Origin of the sequence: Halovenus salina (assembly GCF_026410925.1) — an archaeon.
Classification (GTDB): domain Archaea; phylum Halobacteriota; class Halobacteria; order Halobacteriales; family Haloarculaceae; genus Halovenus; species Halovenus salina.
In genome coordinates this window covers 1,726,479-1,742,598 of record NZ_CP112972.1, presented here as the reverse complement: position 1 = coordinate 1,742,598, position 16,120 = coordinate 1,726,479, and the positions used below count along the sequence as shown (strand labels likewise).

The 16,120-nt window shown below is 53.8% G+C and carries 14 protein-coding genes; 7 read left to right on the top strand and 7 right to left on the bottom strand.

Annotated features, from left to right (window positions below):
• Nucleotides 1–6: 6 nt before the first annotated feature.
• The 3 genes from OSC37_RS08745 to OSC37_RS08735 form a co-directional block, all read right to left on the bottom strand.
• A complete protein-coding gene (locus OSC37_RS08745) occupies nt 7–993 on the bottom strand; it encodes a GDP-mannose 4,6-dehydratase (RefSeq protein ID WP_267161085.1) in 987 nt (328 codons plus the stop codon).
• Between the two features lie 76 nt (nt 994–1,069).
• On the bottom strand, nt 1,070–1,849 hold the full coding sequence (locus OSC37_RS08740; RefSeq protein WP_267161084.1) for a hypothetical protein: 780 nt from the start codon (nt 1,847–1,849) through the stop codon (nt 1,070–1,072).
• On the bottom strand, nt 1,846–3,606 hold the full coding sequence (locus tag OSC37_RS08735; RefSeq protein ID WP_267161083.1) for a DUF4330 family protein: 1,761 nt from the start codon (nt 3,604–3,606) through the stop codon (nt 1,846–1,848). The genes OSC37_RS08740 and OSC37_RS08735 overlap by 4 nt, the downstream gene beginning before the upstream one ends.
• A gap of 129 nt (nt 3,607–3,735) precedes the next feature.
• On the opposite strand from OSC37_RS08735, the gene OSC37_RS08730 reads away from it, so the two are divergent.
• The 6 genes from OSC37_RS08730 to OSC37_RS08705 all read left to right on the top strand — a co-directional run bounded on the left by OSC37_RS08730 (nt 3,736) and on the right by OSC37_RS08705 (nt 9,307).
• The gene (locus tag OSC37_RS08730; protein WP_267161082.1) at nt 3,736–4,233 is read left to right on the top strand and encodes an OB-like fold-containing membrane protein; all 498 of its coding nucleotides are present in this window, start codon (nt 3,736–3,738) and stop codon (nt 4,231–4,233) included.
• Nucleotides 4,226–4,720, top strand: coding sequence for a metal-dependent hydrolase (locus OSC37_RS08725; protein WP_267161081.1), 495 nt, complete (start codon nt 4,226–4,228; stop codon nt 4,718–4,720). Before OSC37_RS08730 ends, OSC37_RS08725 begins: the two co-directional genes overlap by 8 nt.
• Nucleotides 4,721–4,782: 62 nt before the next feature.
• Nucleotides 4,783–6,342: a sugar transferase gene (locus OSC37_RS08720; protein ID WP_267161079.1), complete on the top strand. Its 1,560-nt coding sequence runs from the start codon at nt 4,783–4,785 to the stop codon at nt 6,340–6,342.
• 203 nt (nt 6,343–6,545) lie between these two features.
• Entirely contained in the window at nt 6,546–7,316 is a 771-nt protein-coding gene (locus tag OSC37_RS08715) for a formyl transferase (protein WP_267161078.1), read from the top strand.
• Nucleotides 7,313–8,125 (top strand): XrtA system polysaccharide deacetylase, encoded by an 813-nt coding sequence (locus OSC37_RS08710; RefSeq protein WP_368409425.1) that lies wholly within the window; start codon nt 7,313–7,315, stop codon nt 8,123–8,125. Before OSC37_RS08715 ends, OSC37_RS08710 begins: the two co-directional genes overlap by 4 nt.
• 54 nt (nt 8,126–8,179) lie before the next feature.
• The gene (locus OSC37_RS08705) at nt 8,180–9,307 is read left to right on the top strand and encodes a glycosyltransferase family 4 protein (protein WP_267161077.1); all 1,128 of its coding nucleotides are present in this window, start codon (nt 8,180–8,182) and stop codon (nt 9,305–9,307) included.
• A gap of 20 nt (nt 9,308–9,327) precedes the next feature.
• On the opposite strand, the gene OSC37_RS08700 is transcribed toward OSC37_RS08705, so the two are convergent.
• The 3 genes from OSC37_RS08700 to OSC37_RS08690 all read right to left on the bottom strand — a co-directional run bounded on the left by OSC37_RS08700 (nt 9,328) and on the right by OSC37_RS08690 (nt 13,676).
• On the bottom strand, nt 9,328–10,800 hold the full coding sequence (locus OSC37_RS08700; RefSeq protein WP_267161076.1) for a sulfatase family protein: 1,473 nt from the start codon (nt 10,798–10,800) through the stop codon (nt 9,328–9,330).
• A 171-nt stretch (nt 10,801–10,971) separates the two neighbouring features.
• Nucleotides 10,972–12,576 carry an alkaline phosphatase family protein gene (locus tag OSC37_RS08695; protein ID WP_267161075.1) on the bottom strand — a complete coding sequence of 535 codons (1,605 nt, stop codon included), beginning with the start codon at nt 12,574–12,576 and terminating at the stop codon, nt 10,972–10,974.
• Nucleotides 12,577–12,578: 2 nt separating this feature from the next.
• Complete coding sequence (locus OSC37_RS08690) at nt 12,579–13,676, bottom strand: glycosyltransferase family 4 protein (RefSeq protein WP_267161074.1); 1,098 nt, start codon at nt 13,674–13,676, stop codon at nt 12,579–12,581.
• A 60-nt stretch (nt 13,677–13,736) separates the two neighbouring features.
• Here OSC37_RS08690 and OSC37_RS08685 point away from each other — a divergent pair, with 60 nt between their 5' ends.
• A complete protein-coding gene (locus OSC37_RS08685) occupies nt 13,737–15,011 on the top strand; it encodes an O-antigen ligase family protein (protein WP_267161073.1) in 1,275 nt (424 codons plus the stop codon).
• A 9-nt stretch (nt 15,012–15,020) separates the two neighbouring features.
• Here OSC37_RS08685 and OSC37_RS08680 read toward each other — a convergent pair whose 3' ends face one another.
• Nucleotides 15,021–15,962, bottom strand: coding sequence for an alkaline phosphatase family protein (locus OSC37_RS08680; protein WP_267161072.1), 942 nt, complete (start codon nt 15,960–15,962; stop codon nt 15,021–15,023).
• Nucleotides 15,963–16,120 lie beyond the last annotated feature (158 nt).

The window sequence follows — 16,120 nt, the reverse complement described above, 5'->3', positions numbered from 1 at the left end:
CTCTTCTCAGGACTGTCGCACGAGTGGGTCGTACCACTCCTCGTTTGCGCGGTACCACTCGATGAACTCCCGGACACCTTCGCGGATATCGAACGTCGGCTCGTAGTCGAGCAACTCGGCCGCCTTCGACACGTCGGCATGCGTGTGTTCTGCGTCGCCTTCCCGGGGGTCGTCGTAGACGATATCGAGCGCCGGGTCGATTTCATCGCGGATGACTTCGGCGAGTGTCTGGATGTCGATGTTGTCCGTCGAGCCGATGTTCATAATCTCGCCGTCCGCGCTGTCGTCGGCCAGGAGCTGTTCGTTGACCCGACGCACGTCGTCGACGTAGGTGAAATCACGTGTCTGCTCGCCGGTGCCGTAGATGACTGGGGGCTCGCCGTGGAGACACCGAGAGACGAAGTTCGTCATCGCCATGTTCGGGCGCATACGTGGCCCGTAGACAGTAAAATACCGCAGTGAGACGGTTGGAAGCCCGTAGATTTCGCTGTAGACGCGGGCGTACTGCTCGGTGGCGAGTTTGGAGACGCCGTACGGCGAGACTGGTGTAGTGGGGTGGTCCTCGTTGTAGGGGAGGTATTCGGGCTTACCGTAGACCGACGACGAGGAAGCGACGACGACACGCTCAACGTCGTGGGTTCGTGCGGCGTCGAGCACATTGACCGTGCCGTCGACGTTGTAGCTGTTGACCTTTGCGGGCTCGTCGACGCTCTTGCGGACCCCCGCTTGCGCGGCCTGGTGGTAGACGACATCGCTGTCAGTGACCAGCTCGTCGACGATTTCAGCGTCGGTGATGGACTCTCGAACGAGCTCATAGCTGCCGCCGGCGTCGGTGGCTGCCTGCCGTGCCGCCTCGACGTTGTGCTCTTTGATTCCCAGGTCGTAGTACGGTTCGAAGTTGTCGATAACGGTTACGTTATGGCCGCTACCGGCGAGTTGCTCGCTGATGTGACCGCCGATGAAGCCGGCACCGCCAGTGACGAGGACATTCACACGCTTCGTGTTCGACGGTGGATAATAAAAAAGAGACGAAGAACGCCGCGTACTGGTCTGCCTGTATTGGGGCCCGTTATCGCGTCTTCTCTTCGTCTGTTCGGTCGCTCGAGTCTCTGTCGTGTCCTTCCTGTGTCGCCGGCTCCGGCGGTTCCGGTGGCTCGAAGGCCCTGGCGAGCACTTGGTAGCCTCTCGTCTCACGGAGGTCCGTCCACGTCCAAGTAACCCGACTGCCGATAGCCGCCAGCAGGGCAAGCAGTGCTCCTACACCGACGAGCACTCGTGATGGATCTCCAGATCGTGTTGCGAGTGCGAGCACGAGGACAGCGACAGTCCCGAGAGCTAGACTCCCGGCTTGAACCGGGCGTTTGGTGAGGATGCGGTGGATGCGACGGCAACTCCGAAAGAGAAGGGACGAAAGGGCTGCTGGAAGTATCCACACGATTGTGCGCTGGAGAAGACGAAGCCACGGACCGACGGTCAACGTCTCCCGGAGATCGATAACGACGACATCCGGCTCGGGTTCGGCCGTCAGCCAGCGATACAGCCACGACGATTCGACGAGATGCCGTCCACCCGTCATCATGCCAGCCAGTCGTGAAGCGCTTCCTGCGTTGCTGACCGCAGCCGTAACTCGACGAGTCATCCGGAGGAGTCGTGAGTTTGCAACAGCCGGCTTGGCCTCGTTTGTTTCTTTCTCTGTTGTGGTTCGCAGACTTCGCAGCCGACGAAGGGCTCCCATCGCTGGCTCGGCGATACGTGACTGCTTGCAGGCAGCGACAACGCGATCTCGAATGCCTGAGAGACTGCTAACGACGGCAGAGTCCTGTGCTATCGGATGGTCACGAACGGTCATTCCTCGAACTCGATTATTTCGCCGTTGACGGTGATAGCGCCGAGTTCGAGTGCGAGGTTCTGTCCAACCCGAAGCGTCTCTCCGCGGAACCGAACTGTCCCACCTTCGAGTTCGCGGACCGAGAGGTCGACCGTCAACTCGACATCCTTGTTCCGGGGGTGTTCTCGGAGGAAGATCTCGCCACTCTCGCTTTCGAGGATAATCTCGGCGGGCTGTGAACTCACATTCTGGACCGCTGCGGTCGTTCTGTCACGGCTCTCTTCGGTCATTCCGGCAGTGAGGCTCTCTGCTCGCTCCGGTGGGATATTTTTCAGCTGGACGGTGACCGTCTGCGTCGCCGGGTTGCCGGGTTCGTTGAGGCTTCCCCGCCGAATAATCTCGCCTTGGATATCGTAGTTATCGGTCTGAATCGGGAGCTGTGAGCCGATGCGAAGCTGGCGGTCACCGAAGAGAAGCGCCCCGCTCTCCATTCGCGTCTTCGCGGACACACCGAGAACCACCCGCCGAACGTCCGGATTTGCTGTCGGATAGACGGTGACCGAGCCAACGGTGACAATGGGGCGGTCGTTTATACTGAACTGGTCGCCGGCGGCAATATCGTTGGCGACGGTTGCCGGAACTTCTGTCTGGACGACGAGTGGCCGCGCTTCCGTTGTGAGATTGGCCGTTCCGCGCTGGATGATCTTCCCACCGAAGCTATAGCCATTGCCGTCGAAATTGAGCGACCGGTTGACTGCGATGCGCGTGTTACCGATGAACTGCTGGCCGTCGCGCTCGACTGTTCTGGCTGTGATTCCGACGAGAGCGTACCGCTGGTCACTTTCCTCTGTTCCAGGGAAAAGCTCTATACTTGTTACCTCACCGAACGTCTCACCGCCGGCGGTGAAGTTGTTGCCGGCCTCAATCTCGTTTGCGGTTGCCGACTGCAGTGTCGCTTCGACGACAAACTCGCTGTTCTGTGTCCGAATCTCGCTTGTCTCGCGGTTGATTATCTCGCCACTGAGACTGTACCTGTCACCGCTGAAGGTGAGCGACTGGCCGATTGCGATTCGGGTCTCGCCGAGGTACTGTGTTTCGCCTCGCTCTATTGTCTTCGTTGTGAGTCCAATCAGGGTGTATTGTTGGCCGCTATCTCCGCCTGCTGCGAAGATCTCGAACCCCGTTACTTCGGCGAGAACGTCGCCGCTGGCAGTGAACTGATCGCCGATCTCGATTTCACTTGCTGTTGCCGTGGGGAGACTCGTTTCGAGGATAAGCTCGCTATCGCTGACTGGGAGGGTCTCGCCTTCCGTTTCGACACGGGTCACGGAGGCGTCGACCTCGTACTCGGAGGTAACCATTGTGAACGTCTGGCCTGCCCGAAGCGGGTTACCCTGGAACTCGAAGACGGGATCTTCGTCAGGCTCTTCTGGTTCGATTTCTGTTCCATTGACCTCGGCGCGTGCGAGGACACTCGTGTCGTTGTCGGCGTTGTTGAACCGGTACACATCGGTGATGGTGACTGAGTGCGATGTTCCCCTAGGCTCCCACGCATCACCCGCACTAATCTCTTCAGCAAGGAAATCGGGCTGGTCACCGAGGTCGAGCGTGACATATCGTGTCTCAGATTCGCCACCTCCGGGAAGTAACAATGCAACACCTGCGACCACAACTGCGAGGACCAATAGGACGACCAGGGCATCAACAATGTTGACGAGCCCAAAGAGTCGCCCGTTCTCGTCGAGTAGTTGATTGGAACTATCTTCGTCGTCGGCCATTAGCGATACGCTTCACGAGAGATGCGTAAAAATTCTGCTATCCAAGACGTCTCTCTGTCTAATTTCTGTGGTTCGGGTACTCAGAAACTCCGGAAACTTGATGTGAGTAGCTTGAAATCAGACAGACAGATGCGGACCACCTCACGTCTCGTTTTTCTGATAACCCTCGTCTGCATTACGGCCACACTGTGCGTCCACTACGGGGGGGCCTACGACAATAACTGGCCACATCCCTCGGGAGAGCAACTGGCCGAGAACCCGGACGGCTGGGACGGCCAACAGGTCCTCTTGTTCGGCACTGTCACCGAGCAAACTACAACCGGATTCGTCATGCACGTCGAGAAAGATGACGGCGAGATCGCACGGGTCGTCGAGGTTCGAGGGTCGAACGCAGATGTCGAAACAGGCGGCGTCGTCCAGGTGCACGGAACGCTCTCGGACAGTGGCACCGTCCAGACGGCCGAGTCTGTCGTTGTGGTCAACGAAGGGCCGGGCGATCAGCGATACAAGCTCGGTGCCTCCGTTGCGGGTGTCTTGCTGGTCGTCGGGGCATTTCTGCGGTACTGGCATATCGATTTGCGTCGGATGCGATTTGTCGCTCGCGAGGGCGGTGAGCACGATGGCTGACTTGTTTTCCCACGCTCTATTTGCATTTGCGGTGTTCACTGCTCTCGGCTGGACTGCCTCGTGGCTTGATCGTCGCTGGGTCGTCGTCGGGATGGTCGGTTCAATTTTGCCCGACCTGAATCGGATCGATATGTTCGTTGACGACCACCTCATTGAGCAGTCTCTGGGGATTGGCTTCAGTTGGGGTGCGATTCATACACTTGGAGGCGTTCTCCTCTTGTCGGGGATTGGTGCTGTCCTGTTCGCTACGCGTGAGAAACAGGTCTGTGCGTTCGGGTTATTGACGGCCGGTGGCTGCTCACACCTACTTGTTGATGCCGTGAAAGCCTGGGCTGACGGCGCAGGTGGTGCGGCTCTGTATCCGTTCTCGTGGTGGCGAAACCCGACGCCCGGCTGGTATGTTTCTGCCGACTGGTGGGTGCTTGCGGTGACACTGCTCTTGGCTGTGACTGTGTTCGTCACAGATCGATACGTCATATCGACGTGACTACCGACAGGTTACGGCAATTTTCACAGCCTTTATATTATTCTTGAGATTACTCATAGCTAATGGATTCCGGCTGGCAGTATCGACTTTCAAGTATTCTTGGGACGGCAATGTTGACCGCGGGGGCTGTCGTCGCGACGAACCTCCGGGTTGTCCACGAGGCGTTTGCCACTGTCCCCTTCTTTGGGAATCCCGCCCCGGAGGTGCTGCCAGCCGGTGAACTGCAGTTTGCGGTCATAACGACGCTTGTTGTTGTTCTGGCGACGATGTGGCCGTTATTTAAACCACAACCCCGGCGGATTCTGGATACAATTTTGCTTACCCAGAAACGTATGATTCTCGCGATGGTCGGGTTGGCCGCTATCGGATACTTCAAATACTCCTATCGGCTTCCACGAACGACAATAATGCTGACGACAACAGCGTTGTTGGTTTTGTTGCCGCTATTTATGATTACGATTCGGCGGCGGCCATCGGGCAGTTCGCGAGCGATTATCGTTGGAGACGACCCCAAAGCAATGGACTCGCTACTGACGGCGACGAAGCTCCCCGTGCTTGGGTACGTCTCACCACCGTCCGTGTACGAACCGGAGGGGTTTGAGCCCGCACCGGTGGAAGTTACTGACGGAGGGCGGGCGACAGATCAACTGGATGAACTACCGTGTCTGGGTGGGTTGGCGAGACTGGATGAAGTAATCGTTGATGAGGATATCGATACGGCGCTGTTGGCGTTTGCAGCAACGGATCGCGAGGAGTTCTTTGGAGCGATTGAAACGTGCTACGACCACGGCATAAACGCATTAGTACATCAGGACCATGCTGATCACGTATTAACTGCCGAGAATACAGGAAAGTCGCTTCTTTCAGTGGACCTCGAACCGTGGGACTGGCAGACTCACATCGCAAAGCGCCTCTTCGATATAGCGTTTGCAGCGACAGCACTACTTGTACTGTCGCCAGTCATCGCAGTCATTTGTCTGGCAATTAAACTTGATGACGGTGGCCCAATTCTCTACAGTCACGACCGGACGGCTGCGTTCGGGGACACGTTCACTGTCTCGAAGTTCCGAAGCATGATTCCCGATGCAGAATCGAAGAGCGGTGCAAAACTGAGCGAAGAGGATAAAGGAGAGGTCGATCCGCGTGTGACAAGAACCGGTCGGGTCCTTCGAAAGACACATCTCGACGAAATTCCGCAACTCTGGTCGATCCTAATCGGCGATATGAGCGTTGTTGGGCCGCGGCCTGAGCGTCCACAGCTTGATACCGACATTGAGAAAGGTGTTGGAAACTGGCGACGCAGGTGGTTTGTACGGCCCGGACTGACAGGGCTAGCACAGGTCAACAATGCCACCGGTGCTGAGCCGAAAGAGAAACTGCGGTACGATCTGTTGTACATTCGCAAGCAGTCATTCTGGTTCGATCTAAAGATTGTCATCCGACAGCTGTGGATGGTTGGGGCAGATGCGTTGCAAGTGCCTCTCGATGATACCACAGAAGCAAGCAACGCTACTTCGCCCGGGGCGTCGGACACGGCACAGACAAAGCGACACACAGAACCGCCGGAAAACGAAGAGACCGGTGCAGAGTCAGAGTCTAAGATGTCACGGACTCAAAACTAATATAGTGAATTTCCGGCCCAATACTGTTGTTCGCAGCCACGCTCATAGCGCGCTCTATATCACATATGCGACGAGGTTGACGAGTAATTCGAACCGTAAGACTGAGAACCTTCTTGCTCGTCACTAAGTACTACTCCGGTAAAACGATACAGATCGAGGACAATTAACTACCAAAGCAACAAACAGACTATCAAAAAACTATAATGAACACAAGCGTTGCAATCATAACACAGGACGAGCCATTCTACATGCCATTGTTCTTTCAAGAGTTTTTTCCTCGAATTGATGACACCGTTTCGGTCGAACGTGTGAGTGTCCTTGACGTTCTAGACGAGAGCTTTCCCTCGTTCTTATATCGGATGTACGGTCTTTACGGACCAACCAACTTCTTTCGACGAGGGATTGCTTACCTCTACCGAAAAGGGCTGAATGCAACTGGACACGGACTGTACTCTGTTGAATCAGTGGCCGAGAGAGACGGTACACCAGTCGAGAGCCGAGACGAGATAAACACAGCCGAGTATATCAACTGGGTCAAAACCGAAGACATCGATATCGTCCTTTCGGTCTCTGCACCACAGATATTTGATGAAGAGTTACTTGATGCCCCAAATTGGGGCTGCATCAACGTCCACACAGCAGATCTCCCGAAGTATCGAGGAATGCTTCCCACGTTCTGGGCACTGTATCACGACGAAGACGAAATCGGTGTCACCGTTCACACGATGGAACCAGAGATAGACAGAGGACAGATTGTCCGGCAAGACCATTTTCCAATCACCGAATCGACAACTCTCGATGGTGCAATCACACGTGGAAAACGTGAGGGCGGGCGGACAGCAGCTGAAGCCATCAATGATATCAGTGCCGAGAATGTGTCACTACGTGAGATGGACGGGGAGGGATCGTACTTTTCATTTCCCACAACTGCGGAACGACGCGAATTCCAGCGTCGAGGGAGGGAGCTTCTATGAGCAAAATGATGCTATCGTTCGATGTTGAGGACTGGTTCCATTCACATAACCTCAGGGGCGGATTGGATCGAAATAAATGGGATGAGTACGAACTTCGTGTCCAACGCACAACCGGCCGAATACTTGATTTACTAGACCGGCACAACACAAAAGCGACGTTTTTTGTGCTCGGACATATCGCCGACCGAGCACCGGAACTGGTCGCAGAAATCGACGACCGGGGACACGAACTGGCCAGCCACGGCTACAATCACGAACTGCTGTACGAGCAGGAACAGTCCACTGTTCGGTCAGATATCTCTCGGTCACTCGAACTGTTGGAACCGATAGCCGGTCAGAAAATCCGGGGGTACAGGGCACCGAGTTTCACGATTACGAACTGGGCGATTGACATCCTCGACGACCTTGGATTTGAGTACGACTCCAGCTACTTTCCGGCAGCAACACACGACCGGTATGGAGACCTCAATCTTGAGTCTTCCGAGACAATTGCTCCAGTGTACGACAGGTTTACCGAAGTCCAACTTCCGCTTCTGGACGCGAAACTCACTCAGATCCCATGGGCGGGTGGAGGATATTTCCGATTTCTTCCATACGAGGCGTACCGGCGCGGACTCAAACGAATCCGCCGAAGCCGAGACTGCGTATTCTACCTCCATCCGTGGGAAATTGACCCAGACCAACCACGAGTTTCTGATGTAAAATATCAGTATCGTATCCGACATTACACCAACCTCGAAAGTACTGAACGAAAGCTCGAGCAGTTGCTTTCAGACTTCGACTGGGAACCGATTGGAGGGAACGTATGAGCGAATGTATAACGTGTCCTCCACTTGAGCCAACCAACGAGAGGTAATTCACAGATGCGAATCCTACGAGTCAGTCACTGGCTGTACCCGGACGAAATCGGCGGTGGTGGATATCACGTCCACGCGATGAGCCGAGATCAGGCCACACAAGGACACGATGTGACAGTTCTCAAAATTGCCACGGATATTGAGCAGGTACGCCGAGAGGAACGGCATGGCTACGAAATCGTATACTGCCCGGCAACGATTGATGTCCTCAAAAACGACATCTCGTTCGCCGCGGCCCGGAAGCTATTCGATGCAGATGACTTTGACGTTATTCACGCCCACTCTCATTTTTACTTTTCGACAAACTTGGCCGCACTGAAGCGTCGGCTAGGAGAGACGCCGCTCGCGATTACGAATCACTCTCTGTACTCCCAATCTGCGCCCGAGCGACTATTCTCGTATTACCTCCGAACAGTCGGACGCTGGACACTCGACAGTGCAGACATAATCTTCTGTTATACCGAAGAAGAGCGTCAAAAGACACACGAACTGGGGGTAAGTTCCGAGACTGCCGTCATCGCTAACGGCATCGACGAACAGCAATTCCACCCAGACGGACCAGAGAGTGAGTATATGGCTTTGGACGCTCCGAGTGTCCTCTTTGTTGGGCGTCTCGTCGAAGGAAAAAACCCACAGGACGCTATCGAAACGATTGCTACCGTTCGGGACGAACATCCCGCCGCAACACTGTATCTGGTCGGAGACGGCCCAATGCGTGCTGAGTTGCAGAGTATGGTGCGAGAGCGGAATCTTAGCGATGCCGTCGAATTCCTCGGTCAACTCGAGTACGACGAGATGCCGCCACTGTTTCGTTCCGCAGATGTACTGCTGTTACCGAGTCGAGCAGAAGGGTTCCCACGGGTCGTGATGGAGGCAATGGCAGCGGAAACACCGGTCGTCTGTACCGCACTGGATCAGGTTGAGACCGCAGTAGACGGTGCAGGGTACACTGTCCCAATTGGTGATACTCAGCAGATGGCCACGAATATATCACAGTTGCTCGCGGATCCGAAACTCCGAGCCGAGTGTGGGTCGCAAGGACGGTGTACGGTCGAAGAGAGATTTGCTTGGTCAGACACAGTCTCCCAAACAACTACAAGTTTATCCAAGTTGACAAAAGATCTCCCACAGTAAGGCCGGACAGTTGAGCAGCCTTACTGCAGATAGCCGAGATCTTCGAGCCGTTGTTTTGTTCCCTCTTTCATTCTGACACCATCGGAGTACTCGGTCCGGTCAAATGAGTCAAGCCAGTCGTCAAGGTCATCTGCCAGCTCTCGACGTATCTCTTCTTTATCCCCAGAGCAGTCTGTCGTTTCTCCAGGATCGTTCTCGATATTGTAGAGTTCGACCGAGCCGTCAGAGCCACGAATAAGTTTCCAGCGGTCGGTTCGAATTGCCCTGAGGGAACGGTTGTATTTGTAGACCGGATCTGGAATCTCACCAACACGCCCTTCGAGCGCCTCCATTGACGGTTGGGGGGCCATGTACTCGGCGACGACGTACTCTCTCGAAGCAGTGTCGGCAGCCGGATAGAACGACCTCGCCTGTAACTGCTCGCGAAAACCGGGTGCGTCAATATCTACGGCATCAAGCAGGGTTGGAACGAGATCAGTTAACTGAATCAACTCGTCAACGGTCCCTCCCCCGGTAAACTCCCGGCCGTGGATGACAAGTGGAACATGCAAGAGTGTCTCGTACAGGCAGTATTGGTGGTCCATCAATCGGTGTTCACCGATATTCTCTCCGTGGTCACCTGTAAGGATGAAGATTGTATCCTTCCATTCTCCCTCCTCCTGAAGTAGTTCTTTGAGTTCGCCGATTCGCTCGTCCAGATACGAAATCTCTGCCTGGTAGAGGGCTTCAAGGATCTCGAAGTCCCGTTCGCTCATATCGGCTTTCTTTGCAATATACTGCCACGCATCTTGATTGACCGCCATCGCTTCGTTATACGAAACATCCTCTGGAAGCAGCGGTACAGCGTGTTCCCGTGGTGGTTTGTACTCGAGATGTGGTTCGAGATAGTTTACGAATAGAAAAAACGGATCCGTTTGCTCGCGCCTGGCTAGCCAGTCACGTATCCAGTCGTTTGTAGACTGTGCCCCATCGTCCTCCGCTCGCTTTCGCACGAACTGTCCGTACACAGCGTTGGCAGTGTTTATCAGTGGGTTCCCATCGAAGATACGAGCAGCAACGCTACGAAGTTTGTCGAGTCCTTCTTCCGTCCGGGCAATTGTTCCTAGGTCAACGTCAGACTGGATGTATTGCCAGTTCTTCCGAAACGTATCGAAGCCACGAGCGAAGCCGAATTCCTCGCTGAGCCACGTGTTGTTTGAGACTGCAACAGTCTGATAACCAGCGTCGGAGAGAACTGCTGGCAAACGTTCGTGTTCCTGTTCCAGGCGTTTGTGTCCTGCATGGGCACCGTGTTTAGAGGGGACCATTCCGGTAAAGAGGGACGCGTGCGAGGGGAGAGTCCACGGACTGACGCTGAAGCTGCGGGAATAAGCGGTTCCAGTTGATGACAGTGTATCGAAGTTAGGCGTTAGTGATGGTTCCTTCGATGAGAATGCATCTGCGCGGGCCGTGTCCATCACGATGACGACGATGTTCGGTCGCGCTTCGCTCATACTAGGGGTCTTCTGACTGGTTGCAGTTGAGGATACAACTAAACTGTGTCGGTTAGGTAGCACCAGGAAGTAGCTGTCGCGGTGGAATACCACCTGAAAACCAGCCGTTCGCGAAGCCCCACTCCAGAGTAATGCTTAACAATCATTGCGTCGCACCAGAGAAACGAGTCATCAAATGTATCCCAGATCTTCCAGGCGTTGTTGAACCTCGTCGTCGTCTTCTCTTTGAGTTTGCTCACCAGAATTGACCAGCGTATCGATTGGCGCTGTCGGCGGTAGTCCTTCGTCGTCTGTTACCTCGGCTAAAAAGCTCGTCCTGACTCTCCCGTCCATCTCCTCTGGAATTGGCATATCGTGGAGAGAGAGCAACGTCGGAGCAATGTCGTATATCTTCGCATCGACATTAGATCCTGGCTCAATAGCAGGTCCAGCGGCGATAACAATACCGTCTTGATTGTGCCCACCACTCCGGGCCTCCGAAGGCGGCCCGGCGGTGAATATCTGACTGTCTGTACTCGCGCGTGGATCCACAGCACACTCAAAGCCATCAACCACAATCATCAATTCCGGTGCCAGCTCCGTATTTTTGCCAGTATAAACCTCTCCTGGCTCATAGACATCAACCGTGTCCGGCCCATCCGGGAGCTCGGTGAGTGACTCTAGCTCGTCACGTATCTTATTCTTCTCAGACTCGTCGTCGGACAACACATAAATCATTCCACTGGTGAGATTCTGTCTCGGAGCGAATGCGGTGCTTCGTTCGAAGTCAATCCCATCACCGGGTGTCTTCCGAATCGACTTTCCAATGGATTTCGCAAAGTCGTTCAACTGTGGGACGACGCTGACAACAGACTCTCCCATTCGACGGAGGTACGGGAAGTACTTCGTCCGCAGCTGATCTGTCAACGACTGTTCGTTGTAGTGCAAATGGCCCTGACGTTCAAGCCACTCGTTTGAATGGAACGTGCGATTGACCGGGCCGAAACCGTGGTCAGAAACCAGTAGCAGGGTGGCATCGTCCTCATTGGATAGTTCAGCCACTGTTCCAACAGCCTCGTCAACTCGCATCCAAATTCGTTTGAGTGCGTTCTCGTGTCCGGCCGCTGGATCGTACAATGCATGCTCTTCGTCGGTGTAGCGCCAAAAATAGTGCTGTGCCCAGTCGGTTGCACTGATTATTCCGAAGAAGTGGTCTGGGTCCTTCTCAGTGAGGAGATACTCGATTGCCGTTTCTCGCTTTTCGACGATGTTTAGCAGGTCAGTTTCGAGTTTTTCTGGTCGGTCCTGGTACTTTGGATCAGCATACGGGACCTTGACCTGATATCCGCTGGTTACCTCGTCTAGCTCTGCTCCAAGTGACCTGGGGTATGTTATTGTGTCGTCTGCCTCTGAACCGAGGCCACTAACCATGAACCCATTAATCTCATAAGGCGGATAGAGCATCGGGTAATTAAAAATCCCAACCGACTGTTCATGTGCTGAGAAAACGTCCCAAAAACTCTGCCCGTGAAACTTGTCTGACCCCAGCGTCTCAAAGTCGAACGACTCGCTGTCTTCCCGATTGAGGAAATAGAACACACCGGTCTTGCCGGGGTTTTGACCAGTCGCCATAGAGAGCCAGGCAGGAGCGGTAATCGGTGGAAACGTACTCTCCAAGGTTCCGGAGTGACCGTCCGACCGGAGCCGCTCTATATTTGGGAGGGCCCCTTCTTGTATCAATGGCTTAAGAATATCCCAAGTTGCACCGTCAAGTCCTAAAACGATAGTTTCGGTCATCGTTATGGCGTTTCAGCCATTGTTTTATAAATATTCAGGTACTCACGAGCGGTTCGCTCCAGTGAGAATGTCGTCCGTGCTCGCTCCTTTGCTTCAGAGCCAAGTTGATTACACTTTTCCTGATTCTCTAGCAGCTCAATAATTTGTTCTGCGAATGTTTGTGGCGTTTCAGGGTCTGCGAAGAGTCCAGGCTCACCGACAACTTCGCGGAGAACAGCGATATCGCTCACGACGACAGGAAGGCCCGCAGCCATCGCTTCTACTGCTGCAACACAGAATCCTTCGTACCAGGAAGGAAAGACAGCTATCTCGGCCTGTTTTAATACGCCGTACACATCTTCACGGCGAGGAAGATAGCCAGTAAACAAGACATCGTCCTGAATGTCCAGCCTCCTCGCTAGCGCTTGCAGGTCGTTCAAAAGTGGGCCGTCACCGACGATGACGAGTGTCGCTTCAGGCACCCGGTCAACGACGGTTTTGAATATCCGGAGTAAGGTCTCGTAATTTTTCTGCTCAACTAATCGCCCAGCGGTCACAACTAACGGACCTGTGGGTATATCAAACGTCGGCGACCTGGCATTATCAATTCGTTTTGCGTCGATACCATTGTACACGACCTCCTGTCTAGTGTTCCCTAACAGAAGCCGCTCGTACCACTCGAAAGAACGGCTGGTATTCTCAGAATTAGAAACCATCGTATTGACGACAGGGTACGAGATGGCGTTGACAGACTTTTGAAGATGTGTAAAAAACCGATGGTCATTATGCTCCGTGTTAATGACTTTCGTGTTAGTTCCTATTACAGCAAGTCGACCAAGTGAACCCGTCGAATTGTGGTGTGTGTGCAAGATATCGATATTCTGTTCGACACAAATCTGCCGTAGTCGTCGATATGCGGCAAAATCTAACCGAGAATCAGCAGCAAGCTTGACCATCGGGATGTCCAACTCGGCGACATCGGGATCAATCTCGTCGTTGCTGCCATCGTAATAAGAGACAAGCGTGACCTCGACATCATCTTGTGAGTGAACTTTTGCCGATATCTCGACTGGAATTGAGGTTGAGGTTAATTCATTTACAAAGAAGAGTACTTTGACCATCACCTGAATGGGGAGACAGAACGCTTATAGTATTTGGGGATTGACCTTCGACTGAGTATTGTGACAGAAGTAATTAACTTACAGAACCACTCTTTTTTTACTGATTCCTCAGTCGATAGGTTCCTCCGGATTGGTTCAATCGGATTTCTATTTCTGGTAACCTCGTTTATGATCGGTCTCCCTGGTCCTGTTCGCTCTCTCCCGAGTCTTGAAATCGGTGGTGCGCTCGTCGGTCCGTCGAACATCTATGTCTTCTTTCTTGGGGGAGTCGCTGGGCTGTACGTGGTCTGGAACGCTATCTGTTACAATCAAACCCAGATACTGTTCCCGCGTTCGATGAAGTATATTCTGGCCATCTGTTTTGCCATTCTGGCGTCGTCGTATCTGAACGCGGATTTTACTCTTGGGACGCTGACCGAACTGTTCCAGTGGGTTGGACTCGCGCTGTTGGTGGCCCTTGTGGCAAACTTCGTCCGATCAACTGCAGAAATACGACTGCTGTTGGGTCTACTCGTGTATGTGGCGTTGTTCAAGGCTGCTTTCGTGGTGGCTAATCTGCTCATCTTCGGGGTACCGATATATAGTTACGGAACGGTCGTTATGGGGATGGGATTACTCACGACTCTCGTATTGCTGTTCAATAACGGAGTGACAAAAGGGCGTATAGCAGGAGCCTTATTCCTGATATTTCCTATCGCAGTCTCGAATGATAGAAAAGGAATTGTCGGCATTGTGGTGGCTATCTTGGCGATGAGAGTGTGGTGGCACCTCAGCGCAAAGAAAGAACTGAGGGTGAGTGTACTGTGGCCAGTACTGGGGCTTACCGTTGCTGTCGGTGTTTTTTTTACCGTCCTCGTGTCGCCACTCCAGAGCGCGACGTTTGGGGCACTCGAACAGTTTCTCCGTCCATTTTCACAGCCTCGCTACCACCTCTATCAGACAGGCCTCGAAATGTTCGGAGCGAATCCGTTACTCGGAGTTGGACCGGAAAACTGGCACGTTGCGAAACCGGTCTACTCGACGCCCGGCCTCAGCGCAGTAGAAGGGACGAAAGACTGGGGTGCTCACAGCTACTATCTGAAGATACTGGCCGAGTTAGGTCTGGCCGGGTTCGTTCCGCTCGCTCTGTTGGTGATGCTCCCGTTCAAGCAGGCAAGCCACTACATTACGCAATCGCAGTTGAACCAGGACCTGTGGGCCGTCGTCTTTTCATTTTGTGTGTATTTTTCGATATACTCGTTGGTTAGTTCGATATCCAAGCCGCTACAGGTGGGGTGGTTCATTACATTCGGTCTAGCAGGCGGTTTGGCGAGGTTATCGAGGACAACAGATTGACAACCAGGACTACTCCTTATATCCGAGGTCCTGTAGTCGGTCAGTGACCACCGACGACGAGACAGCCTCCTGACGCTCGTCAGCAGAGCCGTCACGGATAGTCCGTCTCTCGCCATTTGTCCGCTCGAACCACGGTATACGGACGAGAGGCGTGTCGTAGAGTCCTCGTGGGTGGCCATACTCCCGAATTGGAATCGGAAACGCTCGTTCACCGACGTAGTTTCCGTGGTCAGAGGTGATGACAGATTTACCCGGTATCTTCTCTAGGAGGTCTTCCACGTGTTCTAAGACGTACTCAAGATTCGCAGTGTAGACATCCCACAGCTCGTTGCGGGACATGTCAATTTGCCCCATGAATTTCATGTTCCACACGTTCTCTCCAGTAGCCGTATCGTCGCCACTCTCTATCGAGTCGAGATGGGTTTTATCGAAATCGGTATCAGCCGGAACGAACGGGTAGTGAGGCTGCATATAGTGAACGACGAGACGCTTATTGGGGAACTGTTCGTACGCATTTATCGCAGCTTCAGTCATCGTCTCGGCGAGTACAGTACCCGTCTCTTTGTCCCACCCGTGATCGAACCAGACGTTGTCGACGTGATGGAAACTTACATCCCAGCTGTCCCGGTTCCGTTCGAGTTGCGGATTCGAGGTAACATATACCGTATCGCGAAGGGCACGCCCATCGACGTTTGCCTGGAGCCACTCGGCTGTCGCAGAACCTTTTGATTCTCTTGCTGTGACTGTTCCGTCAAGGTGGTTGACCTGCTCGAACATATCGAACCGGCAAGCGTCAAGCACAACAAGAGTATCCCAGTCCTCGTCGAAAACGTCGATACCCTCTGGGTTTTCGTGGCGTAGTCCAACGCGCCGATAGAAGAGTCGATTCATACCACGGGCAAAGAGACGGGGATTACGAGCGGCCCGCCCGAATCGCTCTATCAGGCCCATACCAACTGTATCCGTCTCTGTCGCATATGTTTTAATATTCGAATCGCTACAACTATATTGACTTTTGGGGAGCATAACCGGCGGTGTTCAGATAAGCACCAATCAACGAGCCAGTTTCTGCCGGCCAATTTAGTGAATCCTGGTGGACTGAAAGGGCG

Coding starts and splice junctions, on each gene's coding strand:
- OSC37_RS08730 (WP_267161082.1), top strand. CDS start 3,736: ATGCGGACCACCTCACGTCTCGTTTTTCTGATAACCCTCGTCTGCATT.
- OSC37_RS08725 (WP_267161081.1), top strand. CDS start 4,226: ATGGCTGACTTGTTTTCCCACGCTCTATTTGCATTTGCGGTGTTCACT.
- OSC37_RS08690 (WP_267161074.1), bottom strand. CDS start 13,676: ATGGTCAAAGTACTCTTCTTTGTAAATGAATTAACCTCAACCTCAATT.
- OSC37_RS08715 (WP_267161078.1), top strand. CDS start 6,546: ATGAACACAAGCGTTGCAATCATAACACAGGACGAGCCATTCTACATG.
- OSC37_RS08735 (WP_267161083.1), bottom strand. CDS start 3,606: ATGGCCGACGACGAAGATAGTTCCAATCAACTACTCGACGAGAACGGG.
- OSC37_RS08720 (WP_267161079.1), top strand. CDS start 4,783: ATGGATTCCGGCTGGCAGTATCGACTTTCAAGTATTCTTGGGACGGCA.
- OSC37_RS08680 (WP_267161072.1), bottom strand. CDS start 15,962: ATGGGCCTGATAGAGCGATTCGGGCGGGCCGCTCGTAATCCCCGTCTC.
- OSC37_RS08695 (WP_267161075.1), bottom strand. CDS start 12,576: ATGACCGAAACTATCGTTTTAGGACTTGACGGTGCAACTTGGGATATT.
- OSC37_RS08740 (WP_267161084.1), bottom strand. CDS start 1,849: ATGACCGTTCGTGACCATCCGATAGCACAGGACTCTGCCGTCGTTAGC.
- OSC37_RS08700 (WP_267161076.1), bottom strand. CDS start 10,800: ATGAGCGAAGCGCGACCGAACATCGTCGTCATCGTGATGGACACGGCC.
- OSC37_RS08710 (WP_368409425.1), top strand. CDS start 7,313: ATGAGCAAAATGATGCTATCGTTCGATGTTGAGGACTGGTTCCATTCA.
- OSC37_RS08705 (WP_267161077.1), top strand. CDS start 8,180: ATGCGAATCCTACGAGTCAGTCACTGGCTGTACCCGGACGAAATCGGC.